This is a genomic window from Sphingobium scionense, assembly GCF_014197035.1.
Lineage (GTDB): Bacteria > Pseudomonadota > Alphaproteobacteria > Sphingomonadales > Sphingomonadaceae > Sphingobium > Sphingobium scionense.
The window spans coordinates 65,070-84,551 of record NZ_JACIEU010000020.1 but is presented as its reverse complement, the minus strand read 5'-3'; the positions used below and the strand labels follow the sequence as shown (position 1 = coordinate 84,551).

Sequence of the window (19,482 nt, the reverse complement as noted above, 5' to 3'; positions counted from 1 at the left end):
AGATGGTGTACGACTCATCTCATTTCTACCGAAGGGCGCCCGCCCCCTGTTTTCTGGGTCGCCAGCCGAGTACTCCTGGAGCTCTTTGAGTGGCCACTGGCGCCGATCGCTTCCGTGCCCATTCTGTGGATCATGAGCATCGGCATGTCCTAATCGGCAGTCCGGAATGCGATTTGATCAAGATGCTTCGGGTAGATTTCACCGCATCCCTTCCCTTGGGAGTGTAGGATCACCAGCATCGGACCGACGCCAATACTCCTTGCCCGCAGCAATCCCGGCAGACGTGAGAACGTATCGGTTGCCGTGATCGGAGCGCGCCGCAAGCAAGCCCAGGCGAATTAATGGCGCGACACTGCCGTCGCCAACCGATCGATTGCTGCGCTTATCGCCGCGAATTATGGCCCACCGCTTGCGATCATCCTCACTGAATGTTTCAATCTCGTCTGGACTTCTGTCCTGAGCCGCCGCCGCTTCGCCTGGTGAGGCTGACCAGCGCTGCGAAAAACAGATCGTCATGAAACTTAGCGTCCCACGAGCACGAGGCGGAATTTCCAACCAGTCGAATGGCGCATCGGATGAACGTAACGACATACGATCGTCCAGCAGGGCTTCTTGTCCGTAGACATAAGCCTTTACCATTGCCCGCTCTATCTCACCGATCGTATTTTGCGCGATACCCCGTTTACGTGCTTCGCGATCCTTCGCAACGATGTCGCGCGCAACCTCGCGGAACAACGCCCGCATTTTCGCCGATGGACGTTCGGCTTTGGCAGGCTTCTTCTTTTCGGTCATGGCTGCTATATTTCAGCGTCAGACCGGCTGCCGCGGTGCGATGCCGAGACGCTGCGCGACCTGTGTATAGAGATCCACGATCCCGGGCATGGCGATCGTGACCGCCAGACCGAATGGCACCGCTTCATCGATCGGCGTGCCAGGGTCCGGATCACGCTGCACGACGAGATCAATAAACATATCCGGGCCGACAACCGGCGCTTTGTTACCGTCCCAACAGCGCATGAATATGGTGCCGCGATTGGTCTGATTGCCGTCGGGTTGAAGGCTGCGCGGTGAAACGCTCAAAGTACCGGCCTCTGCCGGATCGAGCAGTTTGAGGCGAACGGATCTGTAACTTTTGCGCCCCGGTTGGACAGGTGTGAACCAGGCCAGCGTCGCCGAAAGGCTGTGCGGCCTCGCCTGGCCGCTCATGACCGCCGGTACAGGGACACGGATAGTGGCAACGCGATCACGGGCGAGTTCTCCAACCGCCCAGAAAGTCGCGCGATCTTCTGCGCACGCCACCGCGTCATCGCCGTCGACATAGCCAAATCCGAGAAAACGCCTGATATTGTCCTTGATATGACTATGATGCCCACCAACCGGACCGATAATCGCTTTAATCCGTGCCGCAATATCATCGGGCCAGCGAGCGGGATGGACAAGCAGCGCCTTGAGCAGAACGGCGCGCTGAATGTGGGGCAGACCGGTAAAATCTGGATATGCCACCTCCAGTGCGTCATGAATCCGATGACATGTACGCGACGCTAGTGCGGTCGCCCCGCTGGTGCCGCCCGAATAGGCCTCGGCTATTCCGATACCGCCGGTGCGAGGCGCCGCGACCTTAAGGCCAGCGGGGCGGGTGGAAGCCGCCGGCCTGACGAAGACATGGCCGTCGGTGCGTATCTGGCGAAGATGTTCACGACCGCCTGGCATCAAAATGTCGGGTTTGACGGACCGTGCAAAACCGGGGCCTAGCGCGCTCGATGGATTGGCGGCCCGCATGCCCGGAAACGGGTCAATGATGGTGCGGGCGGCGCGACGGTCGGCTGCGGACACCCAATCGTCGTTGGACGCGCCGACCGTCACCGCGTTGATCGCCTCAGACGGCGAAAACATACGCCGGTCTGCCATTACATTGCCAATGGCGGTCAGCGTACCGTCGCAACGAGTGGCTGCATCAGCGTCCTCGAAAGCCATACCGGTCGCGAAAGCTGGAACACCAAAGGTTTCCCTCACGTTACCGGCACTCACCAGAAACAGAATGCCATATCGGTAAGCTAGTCGATCCAGCAACCGTGCCCATGCCGATAGTGACGACTGAAAGGGACGCCGTTCGTTCCCAAGCGAAAGATTGACGATGAGCACGCCCGGTGCCGTCGCGCCCGCGCCTTCCCGCATCGCTCGGATGGCCAGATAGATAATATCGACTACGAGCCGTCGTGCCGGAAAGCGATCTCCCGCTCCCATCACTGGAACGACGTGAACGCGTCGCGGCAACGCTGATGCAGAATTGTTCCGGTCGCCGTGGACGATGAGTGACGCCATCGCTGTACCGTGAACTCGCTGGTCCACGGGCGCATGGGGTTCAAGATCGAATTGGTCGTCGACGACGAGATGGGCGGCAAGCAGCGGATGCGCGGCTACCGGAACACCGTCGAGCAGCGCCAGAATCGGATCGCGCAATTGCCCGACCGCCGCAGCGGCGCCGGCCTCTGTGGCGTCCTCGATCTCGATGGTCGTCGCCAGACTTTGTGGGCGGATGTGCATGACGGGCTCAAGACCGGCGATCCCGCCGTCTGCCCGGTCAATGATTTCGCGGATCGCGTGTACTGGTAAATCCACGAGCAATGCATGATAGGCGATGTCGGGCAGCCGGGCACGTGAGATGATTTGCCCGCCGCGCGCGGTCACTGCCACGCGCACTTCGTCTTCCCACGTCCGGGCCTGATCCTCGGAGGCCCGGTAGATTAGCTCGATCTCTAGCGGTACAAGTTCATCTTCGCCGCGCCCTTCAACCTCTTCCACCAGAAAACCGGCATCCAATTGCTGAACCCGGTCCTGCGGCCCCCATGGGCGCAGATCACGAAGCAGTTCGAACACGCCACGCCATGGCGTTTCCCCGAATTGCAGCCGATCGGCGTTCCAGCGCTTCCAAAGAGAGAGCAGCTCAGCGAGCGCACGGGCGTCTGGAACAAGGAGATAGGCAATGGGGTCCTTGTCGTCGTCGCTGCTCAACTCCTCCTCGTCGATCAATTCAAGGCCGGGAACGCGCTGCACCGCTGCGGCGAAATTGTTCACCGAGCCGCGGACTTCGAAAACGAGCAGTCGTTCCGGGGCGAGGGCAGCCGGATCAGCGCGCAGCTCAAGGCCACCGGGATCCCGCGCTAGCGCTTGGGCCAGGCGATCGAATTTCGGCGCAAATGCGGCTTGCTGACGCTCTCTGGGGAAAGACTCAGGTGGGCGAGGAAATTTTTGCGGGCCGGCGGGCCGTTGTCTTGGCTGGCTCGGCGTCAGCCTCAGCAGGGGCTTGGATGGATCGCTCGGCATCTACATTCCCTGGCCGAACGCGAGACTTCCACAAATCAAGCTCTTTCGCGAGCGCCTCATCGATGCTGATCTCCCCCAAACCCAATATCTGCCTCCGCCGCACGTTCTGGCACAGGTCGAGCGCTTCGGCATAGCTGACCTCGCCAAGGCGCGCCGCGATCTTTTGTAACGACATGCGCGGCGCCTCTGGCCAACCACAAATAATGCGGTCCAGAAACACCTCCAGAAGTTTGCGATCTGGCTCCGGGAATGCCAGCCGCATCTGGAAACGGCGCCAAACCGCGCGATCAAGCAACTCGGCATGGTTGGTCGCTGCAATCACGATAACATACGGCGGTAGCTGATCGAGTTGCATGAGCAGGAACGAGACCACGCGCTTGATCTCACCGGTTTCATGCGTGTCGCCGCGCTCCTTGCCGATGGCATCGAACTCGTCGAAAAACAAAACGCTTGGCTGAGTGCGCACATAGTCGAAGAGCTTACGTAGTCGCGCATTGGTCTCGCCAAGATAGCTGCCAATCAGCGCATCATAGCGTACGACGAAGAAAGGAAGGCCAAGGGCCTCTGCGATTGCCTCGGCGAAGGACGTCTTGCCGTTTCCGGGCGGGCCGGAAAGAAGGATTCGATGGCGCGGCTCATAGGCATGCGCACGCAGGACATCGGCACGGACATGCTCTTCGATGAGTTGACGCCCGTTTTCGTGCGCAGGCAGAGAAAGGAGCAGATCGTCAAAGCGGACCCGAGGTTCGATCTCGATGATCGTATCCCGTCCTGGTCCCACCTGCGGCTGTGATGTGGTCAGGGGCGGCGGTGTGACCGGCACGGTGCCCAGGGCACGCTCAATGCGGTCTGCGACGACGTGGTGCTTTTTCGCCCGTTCGTCCGCCACGATTGCCTCGGCCGCAGCGCGCAGCGTCTCGCGGTCACCAGCAACGCTGGCGCGAACAAGAGAGACGAGATGATCGGCGCGGGCCATTTTATCGGGCTTCAATCCAGCAATGGGCAACCGCAAATCCGGCTGCGATGAGAATCTAGTCAAAATTTCCGGCGCTGTAATCAACTAATCGCGGTCGGGCGAGATCCCTGCCCCCACCGACAATATTCGGATGCCATGGTCCGGCCGTTTCGCGGCGCGGTTGCGTGAATGGCCGTCGCAAACAATCCCTCACTACGATACGCTCATCCTTCGGCCAGTGCGACGGCGGGGGACGATGAAGCTCTATCGGCAACGGGAATGGAAGGCGTATTGCGCCGATCAGATCAAACTGCACGGTGGTAAGTGCGTCCATTGCCTGCGTGGTTCCCCGGAAGCCGTGCTCCAGGTCCACCATCGGATCTATGTGAAAGGCCGGATGCCGTGGGAATACCCTTACGAGGAATGCGACGTGCTGTGCCGGGGATGCCACGCCAAGGAGCACGGCATTATCATGCCGTCAAAAGATTGGGAGTTGATCGCCCACGACGATCTCGGCGACCTGAATGGGCAGTGCGAGCGATGCGAACAGCCGCTTCGCTATGCCCATATGGTGACACATCCAAACTGGGGCACGATGATTGTCGGCGAGAAATGCGCCGATAAGCTGACGGAAAGTACGGTTGGTACTGAAGGCCATGCGGCGTTTCTCAATTACCTGACCCGCCGCAAGACCTTCGTCGATTCACCGAAGTGGTCCGTCGCACCAAACGGCGGGAGATTCATCGAACGCGCAGGCATCATGATTGAAATTGTGCCGGCCGATGACGGTAAATTCCGTTTCAACTTAGACAATGTGAGGGGTAAGGTCGATCATGGGACACTGTTAGAGGTCCAGATCAGCGTCTTTGATTACGTCGAAAGCGGGAAAGCGTCTGAATATCTAGCCGAATGACGACGGAAGCTTGCCGAGCGGCGCGCTGCCCATGGGTCCGCAGGCAAAATATTTGGAAGGTCAAAATGACGACGATCTTGCGTGTTGGGGCTGTTCTTATCCATTCGCGGCCTTTTTACGCCCAAAGCGACTATTCAACTATAATCTGGCGTCGGACCTTATCCGCAGTGCGACTGGATTGCAGATAACCGGCAAAATCGTCGCCCATCTTAAATTCGCCTTCTGGGAAAATATCTTCACCCGAGGCCAAGACAACCGAATTTGGAACGTCCGCTTCCGAACGTGCTTTCCCGGTGCGCCAACAAATCAGCTCATCAGCCAGTTCCGCGAGATTGCTTATGATAACCTCCAGTCGATCAGGCGATTACGGAACCAAATCGTCCGTCATGGGCCAATATCGCGCACAGCGTGGCCGATGGGTACCAGCTCATTCATGACATAATAGCATGGCGCAATCCGGTTGCCGCCGCATGGATGAACAAAAAGCAATCCGTTTTGACTTTGCTGCCCCAAAGACTGTGAAGGCCGGGATTTCGAGGATCTAACCGTTCAGCCTATTTAAGTGAAAGCTCGTTCACTTAAATAAAGATTTGGCCAAGGTAAGGGCATTTAATTAACGATCGTAGGCGTCTCAGCCTCTGACTCATAAAGAAGCGTTTTGATTACAGTCGCGTGCGATTCTGCGGGTGATTTGGTTGACGGATGCGATGAAAAGCCAGGTGGTGGCGCTTTCGATGGTTCGCTCGAAGTCCTTGGCGAGGCGGCGGTTGCGGTTCAGCCATGCGATTGTCCGCTCGACTACCCAGCGGCGTGGCAGAAGCTTGAAGCCCTTGGCGGCGTCGGAGCGCTTAATTATGTCCAAGGTCCATGTGCCGATTTTGGTGAGCGCGGTGCGCAGTTTGTCCCCGGCATATCCCCCATCGGCGAAGACGTGACGCAACCACGGGAAGGTTTGGCGGATGCTGGCAAGGACGTCACGCGCACCGTCGCGATCCTGGATATCGGCGGTGTGAACGATGGCACCGACCAGCAGGCCCTGCGTGTCTGTGACGATGTGCCGTTTGCGACCCTTGATCTTCTTGCCCGCGTCAAAGCCCCGTGGGCCGCCACTTTCTGTCGTTTTCACACTTTGGCTATCGATGACACCCGCGCTGGGAGAAGCTTCCCGACCCATCGCTTCACGTGCCATTAGCAGCAGGGCGTGGTTGATCGATTTCCACACACCCATTGCGCTCCATCGGTAGAAATAATGCTGTACAGTGGTCATGGGCGGAAATAGCCCTGGCGGCAGCATCCGCCACGGCAGTCCGCCCCGAAGCAGATAAAGGATCGCCTCGACAATCTGCCGGTAATCCCAAACTGGCGGACGACCGAGCTTCGAACGCGGTGGGAGCAGCGGTTCCAAAATCGCCCATTCCGCGTCAGTCAGATCACTTGGCAAAAGCAGTTCGGCTCTGGCATACTGCCGCCGGGTGGTGTCGGTCCACATGTGTCACTCCGTCGTCGTTTCGCAACTCCGACTGAATCACATCTCGCTGATATCACCCAACTTCTTTTTCGGTCAGCCTCTCACAGTAAGCGTTTGGGTGCGCGGGCGGTTAGCCGCGCGACGATGGCTGGAAATTGAGGGTTGCTAAGATCTGGCTTTCTAACGAGAATCGCTTGCATGAAGGACGCCATCGATCATCTGCCCTCGGTCCAGCAAGGCGAGTTGGACCGCGTGAAGCAATTGCTGATGGGCGAGTTCGCCGAGGCGACAGCGCGCGCGAACCAGCCGTGGAAGAAGAACGGGCGTATCCTCAAGATCATCCTGTTCGGCAGCTATGCGCGTGACGATTGGGTCGACGAGCCAGAGAATGGCTATCAGTCCGACTACGACCTGCTGATCATCGTCAGCCATCCCGACCTTACCGACATTGCCGACTACTGGTACGTCGCCGAGGACAAGATCCTACGCGATACCGCGATCGCGCGGCCGGTGAACATCATCGTGCATACCCTGCAGGAAGTGAACCAGGCGCTGAGCCGCGGTGAATATTTCTGGGTCGATATCGCCCGTGACGGGATCGTTCTCTACGAATTGCCAGGGAGCGCACTTGCCACGCCCCAGCCGCTGACGGCCGCCGATGCTTATGAGATGGCCTCCACCTACTTCCAAGACTGGCTCGCCAAGGTCGACAGCGGGATCAAACTGGCAGCATTCGCACTTCAGGAGGGCGAATTGAAAGATGCGGCTTTCCTGCTCCATCAAGCGACCGAGCGGGCCTATATCTGCTTCCTGCTTGTTCGCACCCTGTATTTTCCGCGCTCCCACAATATCAAATTCCTGCGGTCGCTCGCCGAAGATAGCGAACCGCGCCTGATCGAGGCGTGGCCACGCGCTGCCCGGATCGATCGCCGCCGCTTCGAATTGCTCAAGCGTGCCTATGTCGAGGCGCGCTATTCGGCCAGCTACGAGATCGGCAATGATGACCTTGTGGCGCTTTCGCAGTCGGTCCGAGCTCTCCGCAATATTGTCGAGACCGTTTCGCGCGAACGCATCGAAACGCTCCGAACCGACGCCGACCTCTAGCTGGCGGGCGACGCCTGCCGGATAGCTTCCGGTTCCGGCATCTGACCGGAACGGACTCAGGCGAGCCCATCTGCGCCCATCAGCACCGTTCCGTTTTTGGCGTCCGTCACCGAGTCTGAATCCGCCCGAGCCGATCCTGTCCGGCGGGCGGGAGCCTCGACATGACACCCACAAAATTGCTTATCGGCCAGATCCTTGTCGTCTTCGCAATCGTGATCGCAGGGGTATGGGCCGCGACGCAGTGGGCGGCGGCGATGCTCGCCTACCAGCCCGAACTCGGCCTGCCGTGGTTCCGGCTCGGCACTATGCCAATCTACCATCCCTGGGCGCTCTTCGGCTGGTGGTATCACTATGATGCCTATGCCCCGATCGTCTTCGACAAGGCGGGCATGCTCGCCGGCGCCAGCGGCTTTATCGGCTGCGCGGCAGCGATCTTCGGTTCGCTGTGGCGCGCGCGCCAGTCGAGCAATGTCACCACCTATGGTTCGGCCCGCTGGGCAAGCCCCCGCGAGATCGAGCGTGCCGGGCTGCATCGCGACGCGGGCGTCATGCTCGGCATGCTCGGTGGCCGCTATCTCCGCCACGACGGCCCCGAGCACATCATGGCGTTCGCGCCAACGCGATCGGGCAAAGGCGTTGGCCTCGTCGTTCCGACCTTGCTGTCCTGGACCGGATCCACCGTCGTCCACGATATCAAGGGCGAGAACTGGACGCTGACCGCTGGCTGGCGTGCGCGCTTCTCGCACTGCCTGCTGTTCAACCCGACCGACGCCGCGTCGGCGCATTACAATCCGCTGCTCGAAGTCCGGCGCGGCATCGACGAGGTGCGCGACGTCCAGAACATCGCCGACATCCTGGTCGATCCCGAAGGCGCGCTCGAACGCCGCAATCACTGGGAAAAGACCAGCCATTCGCTGCTCGTCGGCGCGATCCTGCACGTGCTCTATGCCGAGGAGGAAAAGACACTGGCCCGCGTCGCGACCTTCCTGTCCGACCCACAGCGCAGCTTCGTCGCCACGCTGCGCCGGATGATGACCACCAATCATCTCGGCGATGACAAGAACCCCAGAGTCCATCCCGTCGTCGCCTCCGCCGCGCGCGAACTGCTCAACAAGAGCGAGAACGAGCGCTCCGGCGTGCTGTCGACCGCGATGTCCTTCCTCGGCCTCTATCGCGATCCGACCGTCGCCGAGGTCACGTCGCGCTGCGACTGGCGGATAGCCGACCTGATCGAGGCCGAGCGCCCCCTGTCGCTCTATCTCGTCATCCCGCCATCTGACATCAGCCGCACCAAGCCGCTGATCCGCCTCGTGCTCAACCAGATCGGCCGCCGCCTGACCGAGCGGCTCGACCAGCCCGGAACATCCGCGCGCCGGCACCAGCTCCTGATGATGCTCGACGAGTTCCCGGCATTGGGGCGTCTCGATTTCTTCGAGACCAGTCTCGCCTTCATGGCCGGCTACGGCATCCGCGCCTTCCTGATCGCGCAGAGCCTCAATCAGATCGAGAAGGCTTATGGCGACCACAATGCCATTCTCGACAATTGCCATGTCCGCGTCGCCTTCGCGACCAATGACGAGCGGACCGCCAAGCGCATATCCGACGCGCTCGGCACGGCGACCGAGCAGCGTGCGATGCGCAACTATGCCGGCCATCGCCTCGCACCTTGGCTCGCCCACGTCATGGTCAGCCGCCAGGAAACCGCCCGCCAGCTCCTGACGCCGGGCGAGGTGATGCAGCTTTCGCCCGACGAGGAACTGGTGCTCGTGTCAGGGCTCGCGCCGATCCGGGCACGCAAGCTACGCTATTTCCTCGACCGCAACTTCGCCGCGCGCGTGGCGCCCGCACCTGTGCTGGCGTCGGGCCAATATGCCGACTGCCCAAAGTCGCGCGGCGATGAATGGTCCAACCAAGTGCGCAGCATCGACGACCGCCTGCACCAGTCGGAGGACGCCACAGGCGGTGAGGACGATGGCGGCATGCAGCAGCAGCGCCATCCAGGCCTTCCCGAGCAGGTCTCTAAAACAACCGACCCCGCCGACACGCGCGATCCCCAGATCGTGCCCGACGACGATGATGTTGCCGCCGACAAGCGCGCCATGGACCAGGCGCAAGGGCAGAACGCCATCGTCCGGGGCCATGCTATCAACGAGGGCGCGAAGCGCGACCTCATACCGGATTTCTGAGGCTGCGATGAAGATCCGCCAGAACCTCTATATCGACCGCGAACTCAGCGACGCGCTGGAGGCGCTCGCCGCCGGGCCGCGCGGCAACAAGAGCCACCTCGTCAACGACGCACTGAAGGACTGGCTGGCGCGCCGGGGAACCAAGGAAGTCGACGACCTCCTGAAGGTTCGCCTCGACCGGCTGACACGCGAACTCGCCGGCGCGCGACGCGACATCGACGTGCTGCTCGAAAGCCTGTCGCTGTTCGTCCGCTACCAGTTGATGGTGACGGCACCATTGCCCGAAGCCGATACCGCGGCCCGCGCCATCGGGCGTGACCGGTTCGAGGCGTTCGTCTCCCAGGTCGGTCGCCAGATAGCGGGCGGCAAGCGCACACTGGCACCCGTCGAATCCGACGGAGGCGCATCATGATGTCCGCCCAGACGACAAGCGTCTCCGCGGAACGCCGCCGTGCCATGCTGCGCACCGCAATGGGACCGGCGATTGCCGCCGCGCTCTCCGACAGCCGTGTGATCGAGATCATGGTCAATCCCGACGGCGCGCTGCGGGTCGACATTCTCGGCGAAGGCCGCGTCGATACCGACGTGAAGCTCGATCCGGCCCAAGTCGAGCGGATCATCCGGCTGGTGGCATCCCATGTCCGATCCGAAGTCCATGGCGAGAAGCCCATCGTGTCGGCCGAACTGCCGCCACTGGGCTCCGGCGCCGGGGAGCGGTTCGAGGGAATCCTGCCGCCCGTTTCGACCGCCCCGTGCTTTTCGATCCGCAAACCTGCGGCCCGCATCTACACGCTGACGGACTATGTGACCGACGGCATCATGTCGGCGGAGGCCGCGCGCCTTCTGGGTCAAGCCGTCGTCGATCGCCGCAACATCCTTGTCGCCGGCGGGACCAGCTCGGGCAAGACGACGCTTGCCAACGCGCTGCTCGCCGAAATGGCGCATCTCGACGAACGGGTGATCCTGATCGAGGATACCCGCGAGCTGCAATCGCCGGCGCGCGACACGGTCGCGCTCAGGACCCGGCCAAGCTCATCCGACAACAACACCGCCGTCACCATGGGCGATCTCGTGCGCTCGACGCTGCGCCTTCGACCTGATCGCATCATTGTCGGCGAGGTCCGGGGCGGCGAGGCATTGGACATGCTGAAGGCCTGGAACACCGGCCATCCCGGCGGAATCGCGACCGTCCATGCGAATAGCGCCGCTTCCGCGCTCTACCGGATCGAGCAGCTCATCCAGGAAGCCGTGGTCATCGTGCCGCGCCACCTGGTCGCCGAGGCGATCAACATAATCGTCTTCATCGCCGGCCGCGGCACCGCGCGGCGGATCGAGGCGATCGCATGCGTCGCGGGCCTCGACCCCGATGGCGGCTACGCCGTCGTCGATCTCTTCCCAGACCCCAACCACGACTTTGAAGGAGACTGACATGACCATCGTTCGTATTTCCAACCGCGACCGCTTCTTCCTCACCGGGCTGGTGCTTGGCCTGTCGATTACCATGACCAGCCGCGTCTATGCCAGCGGCGCGGGTATGCCGTGGGAAGAACCACTCCAGCAGGTGCTGGAGTCTGTCCAAGGACCAGTCGCAAAGATCGTCGCGGTACTGATCATCATTTCCACGGGGCTCGCTCTCGCATTCGGCGAGACGTCCGGCGGCTTCCGCAAGCTCATCCAGATCGTCTTCGGCCTGTCGATTGCGTTCGCGGCGTCGAGCTTCTTCCTGTCCTTCTTCAGCTTCGGCGGGGGAGCGCTCGTCGCATGAGCCACATCGACAACGGTCATGTTGCTGGATTCGAGGCGCCTATCCACGCCAGCCTGGGGCAAGCCATCCTGCTTGGTGGCGCGCCCCGGGGCATCGCGATCGTCAACGGCACCATCGCGGCCGCGGTCGGGTTGGGCCTGCAGCAATGGCTGGTCGGGATCGGCATCTGGGCGATTGGCCACAGCATCGCAGTGTTCGCGGCCCGTCGCGACCCGGACTTCGTGCCGGTGCTGCTCCGCCATCTGCGCCAAAAGGGATATCTGGCATGCTGAATCTCGCGGAATACCGGTCGCGTGCCGACCGGCTTACCGATCATCTGCCCTGGGCCGCGCTGGTCGCACCTGGCGTCATCCTCAACAAGGACGGCAGCTTCATGCGGTCCTTCGCCTTTCGCGGTCCTGATCTCGAAAGCGCGACCGAAGCAGAACTGGTTTCGGCCTGCGCACGGGCGAACAATGTTCTGAAGCGCCTAGGATCGGGCTGGGCGCTGTTCTTCGAGGCCGAACGGCGCGAGGCGCTCGGGTATCCGGACGGCGCCTTCCCCGACGCGGCGTCCTGGCTGGTCGAGCAGGAGCGGCGCGCCGGGTTCGAAGCCGAGGGCCAGCATTTCGAGAGTGTCTACCACAGCACTCTGGTCTGGCTGCCACCCGCAGACAGCAGCGATGCGGCGGGACGGACGCTGGTCGAGCGGCCTGACGACGCGAAGGGCCGGGACTGGCACGCCAGCCTCGCCGGTTTTATCGCCGAGACCGATCGTGTGTTCGACCTCCTGTCGGGCTTCATGCCCGAGGTGCGGCCCTTAAGCGACGCCGAGACGCTGACCTATCTCCACGGCACCGTTTCCAGCCGCCCCCATCCGGTCGCCGTGCAGGAGACACCGATCTATCTTGATGCGCTGCTCGCCGATACGCCGCTGGTCGGCGGGTTGGAGCCCAAGCTTGGAGACCGCCATCTGCGAACCCTGACGGTGTTGGGATTCCCGAACCTCAGCCGGCCCGGCATCCTCGACGCGCTCAACTTGTCGGATTTCGGCTACCGCTGGGTCACGCGTTTCATAGCGCTCGACAAGACCGATGCGACCAAGGCGCTGACGAAGATCCGCCGGCAATGGTTCAACAAGCGTAAGTCGATCACAGCACTGCTGCGCGAGGTGATGTACAACCAGCCGGTCCAGCTCCTCGACACCGACGCCGACAACAAGGTCGTCGATGCCGATCTCGCGCTGCAGGCGCTTGGCGGCGATCACGTCGCCTTCGGCTATCTGACGACGACAATCACGGTGTCGGACGTCGACCGCACCCGCGCCGAGGACAAGGTCCGCGCGGTCGAGCGGATCATCAATGGCCTCGGCTTCACGGCGAAGCGCGAGGGCGTCAACGCGGTCGAAGCGTGGCTGTCGTCGCTGCCCGGCCAGGCCTATGCCAATGTGCGCCAGCCGCTGGTCCATACCCTCAACCTCGCCCATCTCATGCCGCTGTCGTCGGTCTGGGCCGGACCGACGGAAAACCGCCACCTCGGCGGCCCGCCGCTGCTCCACGCGCAGACCAGCGGATCGACCCCGTTCCGCCTCTCGACCCATGTCGGCGATGTCGGCCACATGCTCGTCGTCGGCCCAACCGGCGCGGGCAAGTCGGTGTTGCTGGCGCTCATCGCACTCCAATTCCGGCGCTATCCCGGCTCGCAGCTCTATATATTCGACAAGGGCTATTCAGCGCGCGCAGCGGTGCTGGCCATGGGCGGTGCGCATCATTCTCTCGGTCTTGGCGCGGACAGCGGCGAAACCCTGGTGTTCCAGCCGCTGCGCCGGATCGACGATGCCAGCGAACGCAGTTGGGCGGCGGAATGGATCGCGGCGCTGCTGGCCCACGAGAAGGTCATGGTCACCCCCGAGGTGAAGGACGCCGTCTGGTCGGCCTTGGGCAGTCTCGCATCGGCACCCCCGGAGGAGCGCACGCTGACCGGGTTCGCCATGCTGCTCCAATCCAATGCGCTGCGCACTGCGCTCACCGCCTATACGCTCGACGGCCCCTATGGCCGACTTCTCGACGCGGCGGAACAGCATCTCGCACTCGCCGACGTCCAGTGCTTCGAGACAGAATCCTTGATGGGACAGGCCGGCGTGGTCGCCCCGGTGCTGACCTACCTGTTCCACCGGCTCGATGAGCGTTTCGACGGCCGGCCAACGCTGCTGGTGCTCGACGAGGCCTGGATCTTCCTCGACCATCCGCTCTTCGCCGCGCGCATCCGCGAATGGCTGAAGACGCTGCGCAAGAAGAATGTCGCGGTGCTGTTCGCGACCCAGAGTCTCGCCGACATCGCCGACAGCAGCATCGCGCCCGCCATCATCGAAAGCTGCCCGCAGCGCATATTGCTACCCAACGACCGGGCGATCGAACCGCAGTCCCGCGCCGCCTATGAGCGGTTCGGCCTCAACGACCGGCAGATCGAGCTGGTCAGCCGCGCCACGCCCAAGCGGCATTATTATCTGCAATCCGCACGGGGCAACCGCCTGTTCGAACTCGGCCTCGGCCCGATTGCGCTCGCCCTGTGCGGCGCATCCGATCCTGTGACCCAGGCGCGGATCGACGTTCTGCTGGCCGAGCACGGCCCCGAGGATTTCGCGGCCCGCTTCCTTGAAGGAGCCGGTCTCGATTGGGCCGCCGGCCTCCTCGCCGATTTTCCCGCCCCCCAAGCCAAGGAGTAAAATATCATGCGTATCCCAACCCGCAAATATCTGGTCGCGACCGCGCTCGGGGCTGGCACCATCGGTTCGCTTGGCGCGCTCATCGTGCCGATTGCGCCCGCTCATGCGCAGCTCACCGTGTTCGATCCGAGCAATTACAGCCAGAATCTGCTTACCGCCGCCCGAACCCTCCAGCAGGTCAACAACCAGATCCGCTCGCTTCAGAACCAGGCGCAGAGCTTGGTCAACCAAGCGAAGAATCTTACCACGATTGGCTTCCCCGAGATCCAGGCGATCACCCAGACGCTTCAGCAGATCGACCAGTTGATGGGACAGGCGCAAGGCATCCAGTTCCGCGTCGCCGGTCTCGACCAGGAGTTCCGTGCATTATTTCCGCAGAGCTTCAACCAGGCGATGACCATGAACGGCCAGGTTGTAGCCGCGCGGACCCGGCTCGACACCGAGATGGCAGCCTACAGACAGACGATGGGCGTGCAGGCGCAGGTCGTCGAGAACGTCCAGGCTGACGCCCAGACCCTCAATGGCATCGTATCGCGGAGCCAGGGCGCCGAGGGCGCTTTGCAAGCGCAACAGGCGACCAACCAGCTGCTCGCACTGACCGCCAAGCAACAGTTCCAAATCCAGAACCTGATGGCGGCGCAATATCGGGCGCAGGCGGTCGAGCAGGCGCGCCGCGCGCAGGCCGAGATCGACGCCCGCGCCATGACCACCAAGTTTCTCGGTTCCGGCTCGGCCTACACCCCTCAATAGGCCCGAGCCGGCGCGCAGGCAGCGGCGAATTCGCCTCTTCGCCGCTGCCGCCGCGGGGTTCGGTCCCGCTCCCCAGATCGGACCCCGCGGCTTCATTCCCAGGATTTCCCTATGAACGACCTGAACGTCATCGATCGATTCCTGCAGACCTTCATCCGCTACATCGACAGCGGGTTTGGGCTGCTGGGCGGCGACGTCGCCTTCCTGACCACGACCCTGATCGGCATCGACATCACGCTTGCCGGGCTATTCTGGGCGATGGGCGGCGAACAGGACGTGATCGGGCGTTTCCTGCGCAAAATCCTCTATGTCGGCGCGTTCGCCTTCATCCTGAACCGCTTCTCGACCCTGGCCGACATCATCTTCAACTCCTTTGCGGCGGCCGGCCTGACCGCTGGCGGCGGCACGCTCTCGGCGGACGATCTCCTGAAACCCGGCCGCCTCGCCGGCACCGGCTTCTCGGCGGCATGGCCGCTGCTCGAACAGGTGTCGAAACTGATGGGTTTCACCAGCTTCTTCGACAATTTCCTGACCATCATCGTGCTGTTGTTCGCGTGGGTGATCGTGATCATCGCCTTTTTCATCCTCGCCGTGCAGATGTTCGTGTGCATCGTCGAGTTCAAGCTGACCACGCTCGCCGGCTTCGTGCTGGTGCCCTTCGCGCTCTGGAACCGGACCAGCTTTCTCGCAGAGCGCGTCCTCGGCAATGTCGTCAGTTCCGGCATCAAGGTAATGGTGCTCGCCGTCATCGTCGGCATCGGCTCGAATTTCTTCAGTGAGTTCACCGCTGCCCTGCAGGGCCAGGAACCCGACATCGGCCAGGCCATGAGCCTCGTGCTGGCGTCGCTCACGCTGTTCGGCCTCGGTATCTTCGGTCCCGGCATCGCCTCGGGCCTTGTCGCCGGTGCCCCGCAGCTCGGCGCGGGTGCAGCGGTCGGCACGACGGTCGGCGCAGCCGGTATCGTTGCGCTGGGCGGCGGCGCCATGGGGGCGGCTCGCGCCGCTGGTGGCGCAGCACTCGGTGCAATCCGGGCCGGCACGACGATGGGGTCGGCCGCTACGGCTTCCTACCAGCTTGGCCAGACCGCAGCCGGATCTACGAGCGTCGGTGCCGGCATCGGCGGCATGGCGCAGGCGGCGGCGGGCGCTGTCCGCCAGAAAACATCGGCGGCGCTGGGCTTGGGTCAGGCCGCCGAGCGCGGTCGTGATGCCGCATGGTCTGCACTCAACGGTGGAGCTGGATCGAGCGGGCAGGCTGCGGACGCACCCGCCAACGGCCCGCCGTCCTGGGCACAGTCACTGCGCCGACAACAAGACTCCCGTCATCACCGCCACGTCGCGCTCCAGACATTGAAGGGAGGCGATCGTGGCGGCGCATCCGCCACTCCAGACATCAAGGAAAGGGAAGATTGAGCCATGATCTTCATACCCCATGTTCTTTAAGCGCGCCGTCCAGCGCTACGCGCAGACGCCTGAACCCGAGACGCCCTATCAACGCGCCGGCCAAGTCTGGGATGACCGTATCGGGTCCGCCCGCGTCCAGGCCCGCAACTGGCGGTTGATGGCGTTCGGCACGCTGTCGCTGTCGACCGCCATGTCAGGTGCGCTCATCTGGCAGTCGCTGCAGAGCCGGGTCACGCCCTATGTCGTCGAGGTCGATCGCCTGGGCGAGGCTAGGGCGGTGACCGAGGCCGAAGCGGGCTATCGCCCCACCGATCCCCAGATCGCGTGGCATCTGGCGAAGTTCATCGAGAATGTGCGTGGGGTCTCGCTCGATCCAGTGCTGATGCGCCGCGACTGGCTCTCGGCCTATGACTTCACCACGACGCGAGCAGGCCAGTTCCTCGGCGACTATGCCCGATCTGCAGACCCGTTCGCCAAGATTGGCGAGCGCACAGTGTCAGTCCAGGTGACCAGTGTCGTGCGGGCATCGGATCGCTCGTTCCAGGTGAAATGGACCGAGACGGCCTATGAGCGTGGGAATGAGGCGGGTTCCTCGCACTGGACCGGCATCCTGACGATCCTGACCAGGCCGCCGGTATCGGCCGACACGCTCCGCAAGAACCCGCTCGGCATCTACATCGACGCAATCGACTGGAGCCGCGAACTCGAGCCTGCTGAGTCGACTGTTCCCGCGCGTACTGCGCCGCCGCCCAGCAACGTGCCACTCGGCTCGCCGCTCGACCCGAACCTGGCCGCTCAACCGACCGTCAATACGGAGACCCAGCCATGACCCGAACTCTAACAACCACGCTGCTGGCGCCTTGCCTGATCCTTCTCGCCGGCAGCGCAGGGGCGAGTCCGCCGATCCGCAACGCGTCGCGCGAAGTCGCGCCGGTCGCCATCGCCAACCGCGCGGCGACGATCGAGCCGACCGCGCAGGGGTTCATCAACGCCGTCCAAGTCTATCCTTTCACCGACGGCGCCATCTACCGTGTCATCACTGCACCGGAGAGGGTGACCGACATCGCGCTGCAACCGGGCGAGACGTTGGTCGCCGTGGCAAGCGGAGACACGGTGCGCTGGGTGATCGGTGATACAACCAGCGGGTCGGGCACGGAGAAGCGGACCCATATACTGGTGAAGCCATTCAGTGCCGGCCTGTCCACCAACCTGGTCATCACCACCGACCGGCGCAGCTATCACATCGCACTGACCAGCGGGATGACGACGGCGATGGCCGCACTTTCCTGGACTTATCCCCAGGAAGCATTGATCGCACTGAAGCGCGCCGCCGCGGCGGCCGAGGCGACGGCTCCGGTGGCGGCCGGGATCGAGGTCGAGCAGCTTCATTTCAACTATGCCGTAACGGGAGATCGACCGGCCTGGCGGCCGTTTCGTGCTTTCGACGACGGGCGGCAGACCTTCATCGAATTCCCGGCGTCACTGGCCGTCGGCGAGGCACCGCCGATTTTCCTGGTTGACGGGAAAGGCGAGGCCCAACTCGTCAACTATCGCGTGAAGGGCCGCTTCTATGTCGTCGATCGCATCTTCGACGTCGCCGAGCTTCGCCTCGGCACGAAGCACCAGCAGATCGTCCGCATCAGCCGGGTGGCGGACGGCGCGCCCAAGCGGAGGGGATCATGACCGTCGAGGTGGCAGCCCCACCGGTATCCGAAACCCCCGCCACACCGGGCAAGGTGGACCCGGAAACGCTGGCGCTTCGCGCCCAGCCTGCGCGGGCGATCCGCTTCAAGCGGGGAGCCGTGGTGGCGATCGCGGCGCTTGGTTCGGTCAGCCTGATCGCGACAGCCTGGGTCGCGCTGCGGCCGTCCGCATTGCACCTTACTGGACAGGCTGACGACCAGACGGTCGTGGCGAAAGCGCCGACCGATACATTGAGCCGCTTGCCGGGCAGCTATGGCGACGTGCCCAAACTCGGACCGCCCCTGCCGGGCGATCTCGGCCGCCCCATCCTCAATCATCAGCGTGCGATGGGCATGGAGTCGGCGAGCGGCGAAGCCGGTCGCGCCGACCAGGCCGCCGCGACCGAACGCGATCGACGGGCTACGGAATTGAGGGCGGCACGCGAGTCGGGATTGCTGGTGCAATCCGGCAACCGCACCGATCCGACCCGCAATGCCGATGCGACGCCGTCATCTCCCCCGGCCGTAGCGAGCGATGCGTCGCGCATCGCCATCGATCCTGATCGCGATCCCAATGCCCAGCAGCGCAAGTCCGACTTTGTTGCGGCGCGCGCCACTGGCGGCGATGTCAACGAGCATCGGCTGAGCCCACCGGCGTCGCCGGACATGCTGTCCGCTGGCAGCGTCATCGCGGCGAGCCTGATCACCGGGCTCAGGTCCGACCTGCCCGGCCTCGTCACCGCCCAGGTGACGGAGCGGGTCTTCGACAGCGCCACGGGCAGCATTCTTCTCATTCCGCAGGGCGCGCGGCTGATCGGCAGTTACGACAGCGTGGTCGCTTTTGGGCAGAAGCGCGCGTTGGTGGTGTGGCAGCGGATCATCCTGCCGGACGGCAGTTCTATCCGGCTCGACAACGAGCCCGCAACAGACCCTTCAGGCTATGCCGGACTTGCCGATAAAGTCGACTTCCACACTTGGACGCTGCTCAGGGGCGTCGCGATTTCGACATTACTTGGCGTGGGGGCGAACGTCACTTTCTCGGGAGAGAGCGATCTAGTCCAGGCGATCAGGGAATCGACCCAGCAAAATGTGTCCCGCGCCGGAGACCAGATTACATCCCGCAATCTGCAAATCCAACCGACCATCACGGTCCGCCCCGGCGCGGCCGTTCGGCTGGTTGTGCACAAAGATCTCATTCTCGCACCCTGGCGACAGAAGGAGCGCTGA

The 19,482-nt window shown here is 63.0% G+C and carries 17 protein-coding genes; 13 read left to right on the top strand and 4 right to left on the bottom strand.

All coding sequences use genetic code 11. The features are described 5' to 3' along the window. Positions 1–198: 198 nt before the first annotated feature. Genes GGQ90_RS20830 through GGQ90_RS20820 form a run of 3 tightly spaced genes read right to left on the bottom strand, consistent with a single transcriptional unit; the run spans position 199 to position 4,300 of the window. Complete coding sequence (locus GGQ90_RS20830; protein WP_188083796.1) at positions 199–792, bottom strand: hypothetical protein; 594 nt, start codon at positions 790–792, stop codon at positions 199–201. Positions 793–810: 18 nt separating this feature from the next. Next, the gene (locus tag GGQ90_RS20825; RefSeq protein WP_188083795.1) at positions 811–3,324 is read right to left on the bottom strand and encodes a S8 family peptidase; all 2,514 of its coding nucleotides are present in this window, start codon (positions 3,322–3,324) and stop codon (positions 811–813) included. Then, the gene (locus GGQ90_RS20820) at positions 3,230–4,300 is read right to left on the bottom strand and encodes an AAA family ATPase (protein WP_188083794.1); all 1,071 of its coding nucleotides are present in this window, start codon (positions 4,298–4,300) and stop codon (positions 3,230–3,232) included. The genes GGQ90_RS20825 and GGQ90_RS20820 overlap by 95 nt, the downstream gene beginning before the upstream one ends. Positions 4,301–4,535: 235 nt before the next feature. Here GGQ90_RS20820 and GGQ90_RS20815 point away from each other — a divergent pair, with 235 nt between their 5' ends. After that, positions 4,536–5,192, top strand: a complete 657-nt coding sequence (locus GGQ90_RS20815) for a hypothetical protein (protein ID WP_188083793.1) — start codon at positions 4,536–4,538, stop codon at positions 5,190–5,192. Positions 5,193–5,835: 643 nt separating this feature from the next. On the opposite strand, the gene GGQ90_RS20810 is transcribed toward GGQ90_RS20815, so the two are convergent. After that, positions 5,836–6,681, bottom strand: coding sequence for an IS5 family transposase (locus GGQ90_RS20810; RefSeq protein WP_037472807.1), 846 nt, complete (start codon positions 6,679–6,681; stop codon positions 5,836–5,838). 177 nt (positions 6,682–6,858) lie between these two features. Between GGQ90_RS20810 and GGQ90_RS20805 the strand changes: the two genes are divergently transcribed. From GGQ90_RS20805 to GGQ90_RS20750, 12 genes are all read left to right on the top strand, one after another. Next, a complete protein-coding gene (locus GGQ90_RS20805) occupies positions 6,859–7,764 on the top strand; it encodes a HEPN domain-containing protein (protein WP_188083792.1) in 906 nt (301 codons plus the stop codon). A gap of 161 nt (positions 7,765–7,925) precedes the next feature. Continuing rightward, a complete protein-coding gene (locus GGQ90_RS20800; protein ID WP_188083791.1) occupies positions 7,926–9,950 on the top strand; it encodes a conjugal transfer protein TraG in 2,025 nt (674 codons plus the stop codon). Between the two features lie 7 nt (positions 9,951–9,957). Then, a complete protein-coding gene (locus GGQ90_RS20795) occupies positions 9,958–10,362 on the top strand; it encodes a CopG family transcriptional regulator (protein WP_093019482.1) in 405 nt (134 codons plus the stop codon). Further along, the gene (gene trbB, locus GGQ90_RS20790; RefSeq protein WP_188083805.1) at positions 10,362–11,378 is read left to right on the top strand and encodes a P-type conjugative transfer ATPase TrbB; all 1,017 of its coding nucleotides are present in this window, start codon (positions 10,362–10,364) and stop codon (positions 11,376–11,378) included. The genes GGQ90_RS20795 and trbB overlap by 1 nt, the downstream gene beginning before the upstream one ends. 1 nt (position 11,379) lies before the next feature. Continuing rightward, a complete protein-coding gene (locus GGQ90_RS20785) occupies positions 11,380–11,715 on the top strand; it encodes a TrbC/VirB2 family type IV secretion system protein (RefSeq protein ID WP_062731517.1) in 336 nt (111 codons plus the stop codon). After that, a complete protein-coding gene (locus GGQ90_RS20780) occupies positions 11,712–11,987 on the top strand; it encodes a VirB3 family type IV secretion system protein (protein ID WP_188083790.1) in 276 nt (91 codons plus the stop codon). The genes GGQ90_RS20785 and GGQ90_RS20780 overlap by 4 nt, the downstream gene beginning before the upstream one ends. Continuing rightward, positions 11,981–14,419, top strand: a complete 2,439-nt coding sequence (gene trbE, locus GGQ90_RS20775; RefSeq protein WP_188083789.1) for a conjugal transfer protein TrbE — start codon at positions 11,981–11,983, stop codon at positions 14,417–14,419. Before GGQ90_RS20780 ends, trbE begins: the two co-directional genes overlap by 7 nt. 6 nt (positions 14,420–14,425) lie before the next feature. Beyond that, entirely contained in the window at positions 14,426–15,169 is a 744-nt protein-coding gene (gene trbJ / locus GGQ90_RS20770) for a P-type conjugative transfer protein TrbJ (protein WP_188083788.1), read from the top strand. A gap of 111 nt (positions 15,170–15,280) precedes the next feature. Then, on the top strand, positions 15,281–16,582 hold the full coding sequence (gene trbL, locus GGQ90_RS20765; RefSeq protein WP_188083787.1) for a P-type conjugative transfer protein TrbL: 1,302 nt from the start codon (positions 15,281–15,283) through the stop codon (positions 16,580–16,582). Between the two features lie 19 nt (positions 16,583–16,601). Further along, a complete protein-coding gene (gene trbF, locus GGQ90_RS20760; RefSeq protein ID WP_188083786.1) occupies positions 16,602–17,402 on the top strand; it encodes a conjugal transfer protein TrbF in 801 nt (266 codons plus the stop codon). Next, positions 17,399–18,256 carry a P-type conjugative transfer protein TrbG gene (trbG, locus tag GGQ90_RS20755; RefSeq protein WP_188083785.1) on the top strand — a complete coding sequence of 286 codons (858 nt, stop codon included), beginning with the start codon at positions 17,399–17,401 and terminating at the stop codon, positions 18,254–18,256. The genes trbF and trbG overlap by 4 nt, the downstream gene beginning before the upstream one ends. Continuing rightward, entirely contained in the window at positions 18,253–19,482 is a 1,230-nt protein-coding gene (locus GGQ90_RS20750; RefSeq protein WP_188083784.1) for a TraB/TrbI/VirB10 family type IV secretion system protein, read from the top strand. Before trbG ends, GGQ90_RS20750 begins: the two co-directional genes overlap by 4 nt.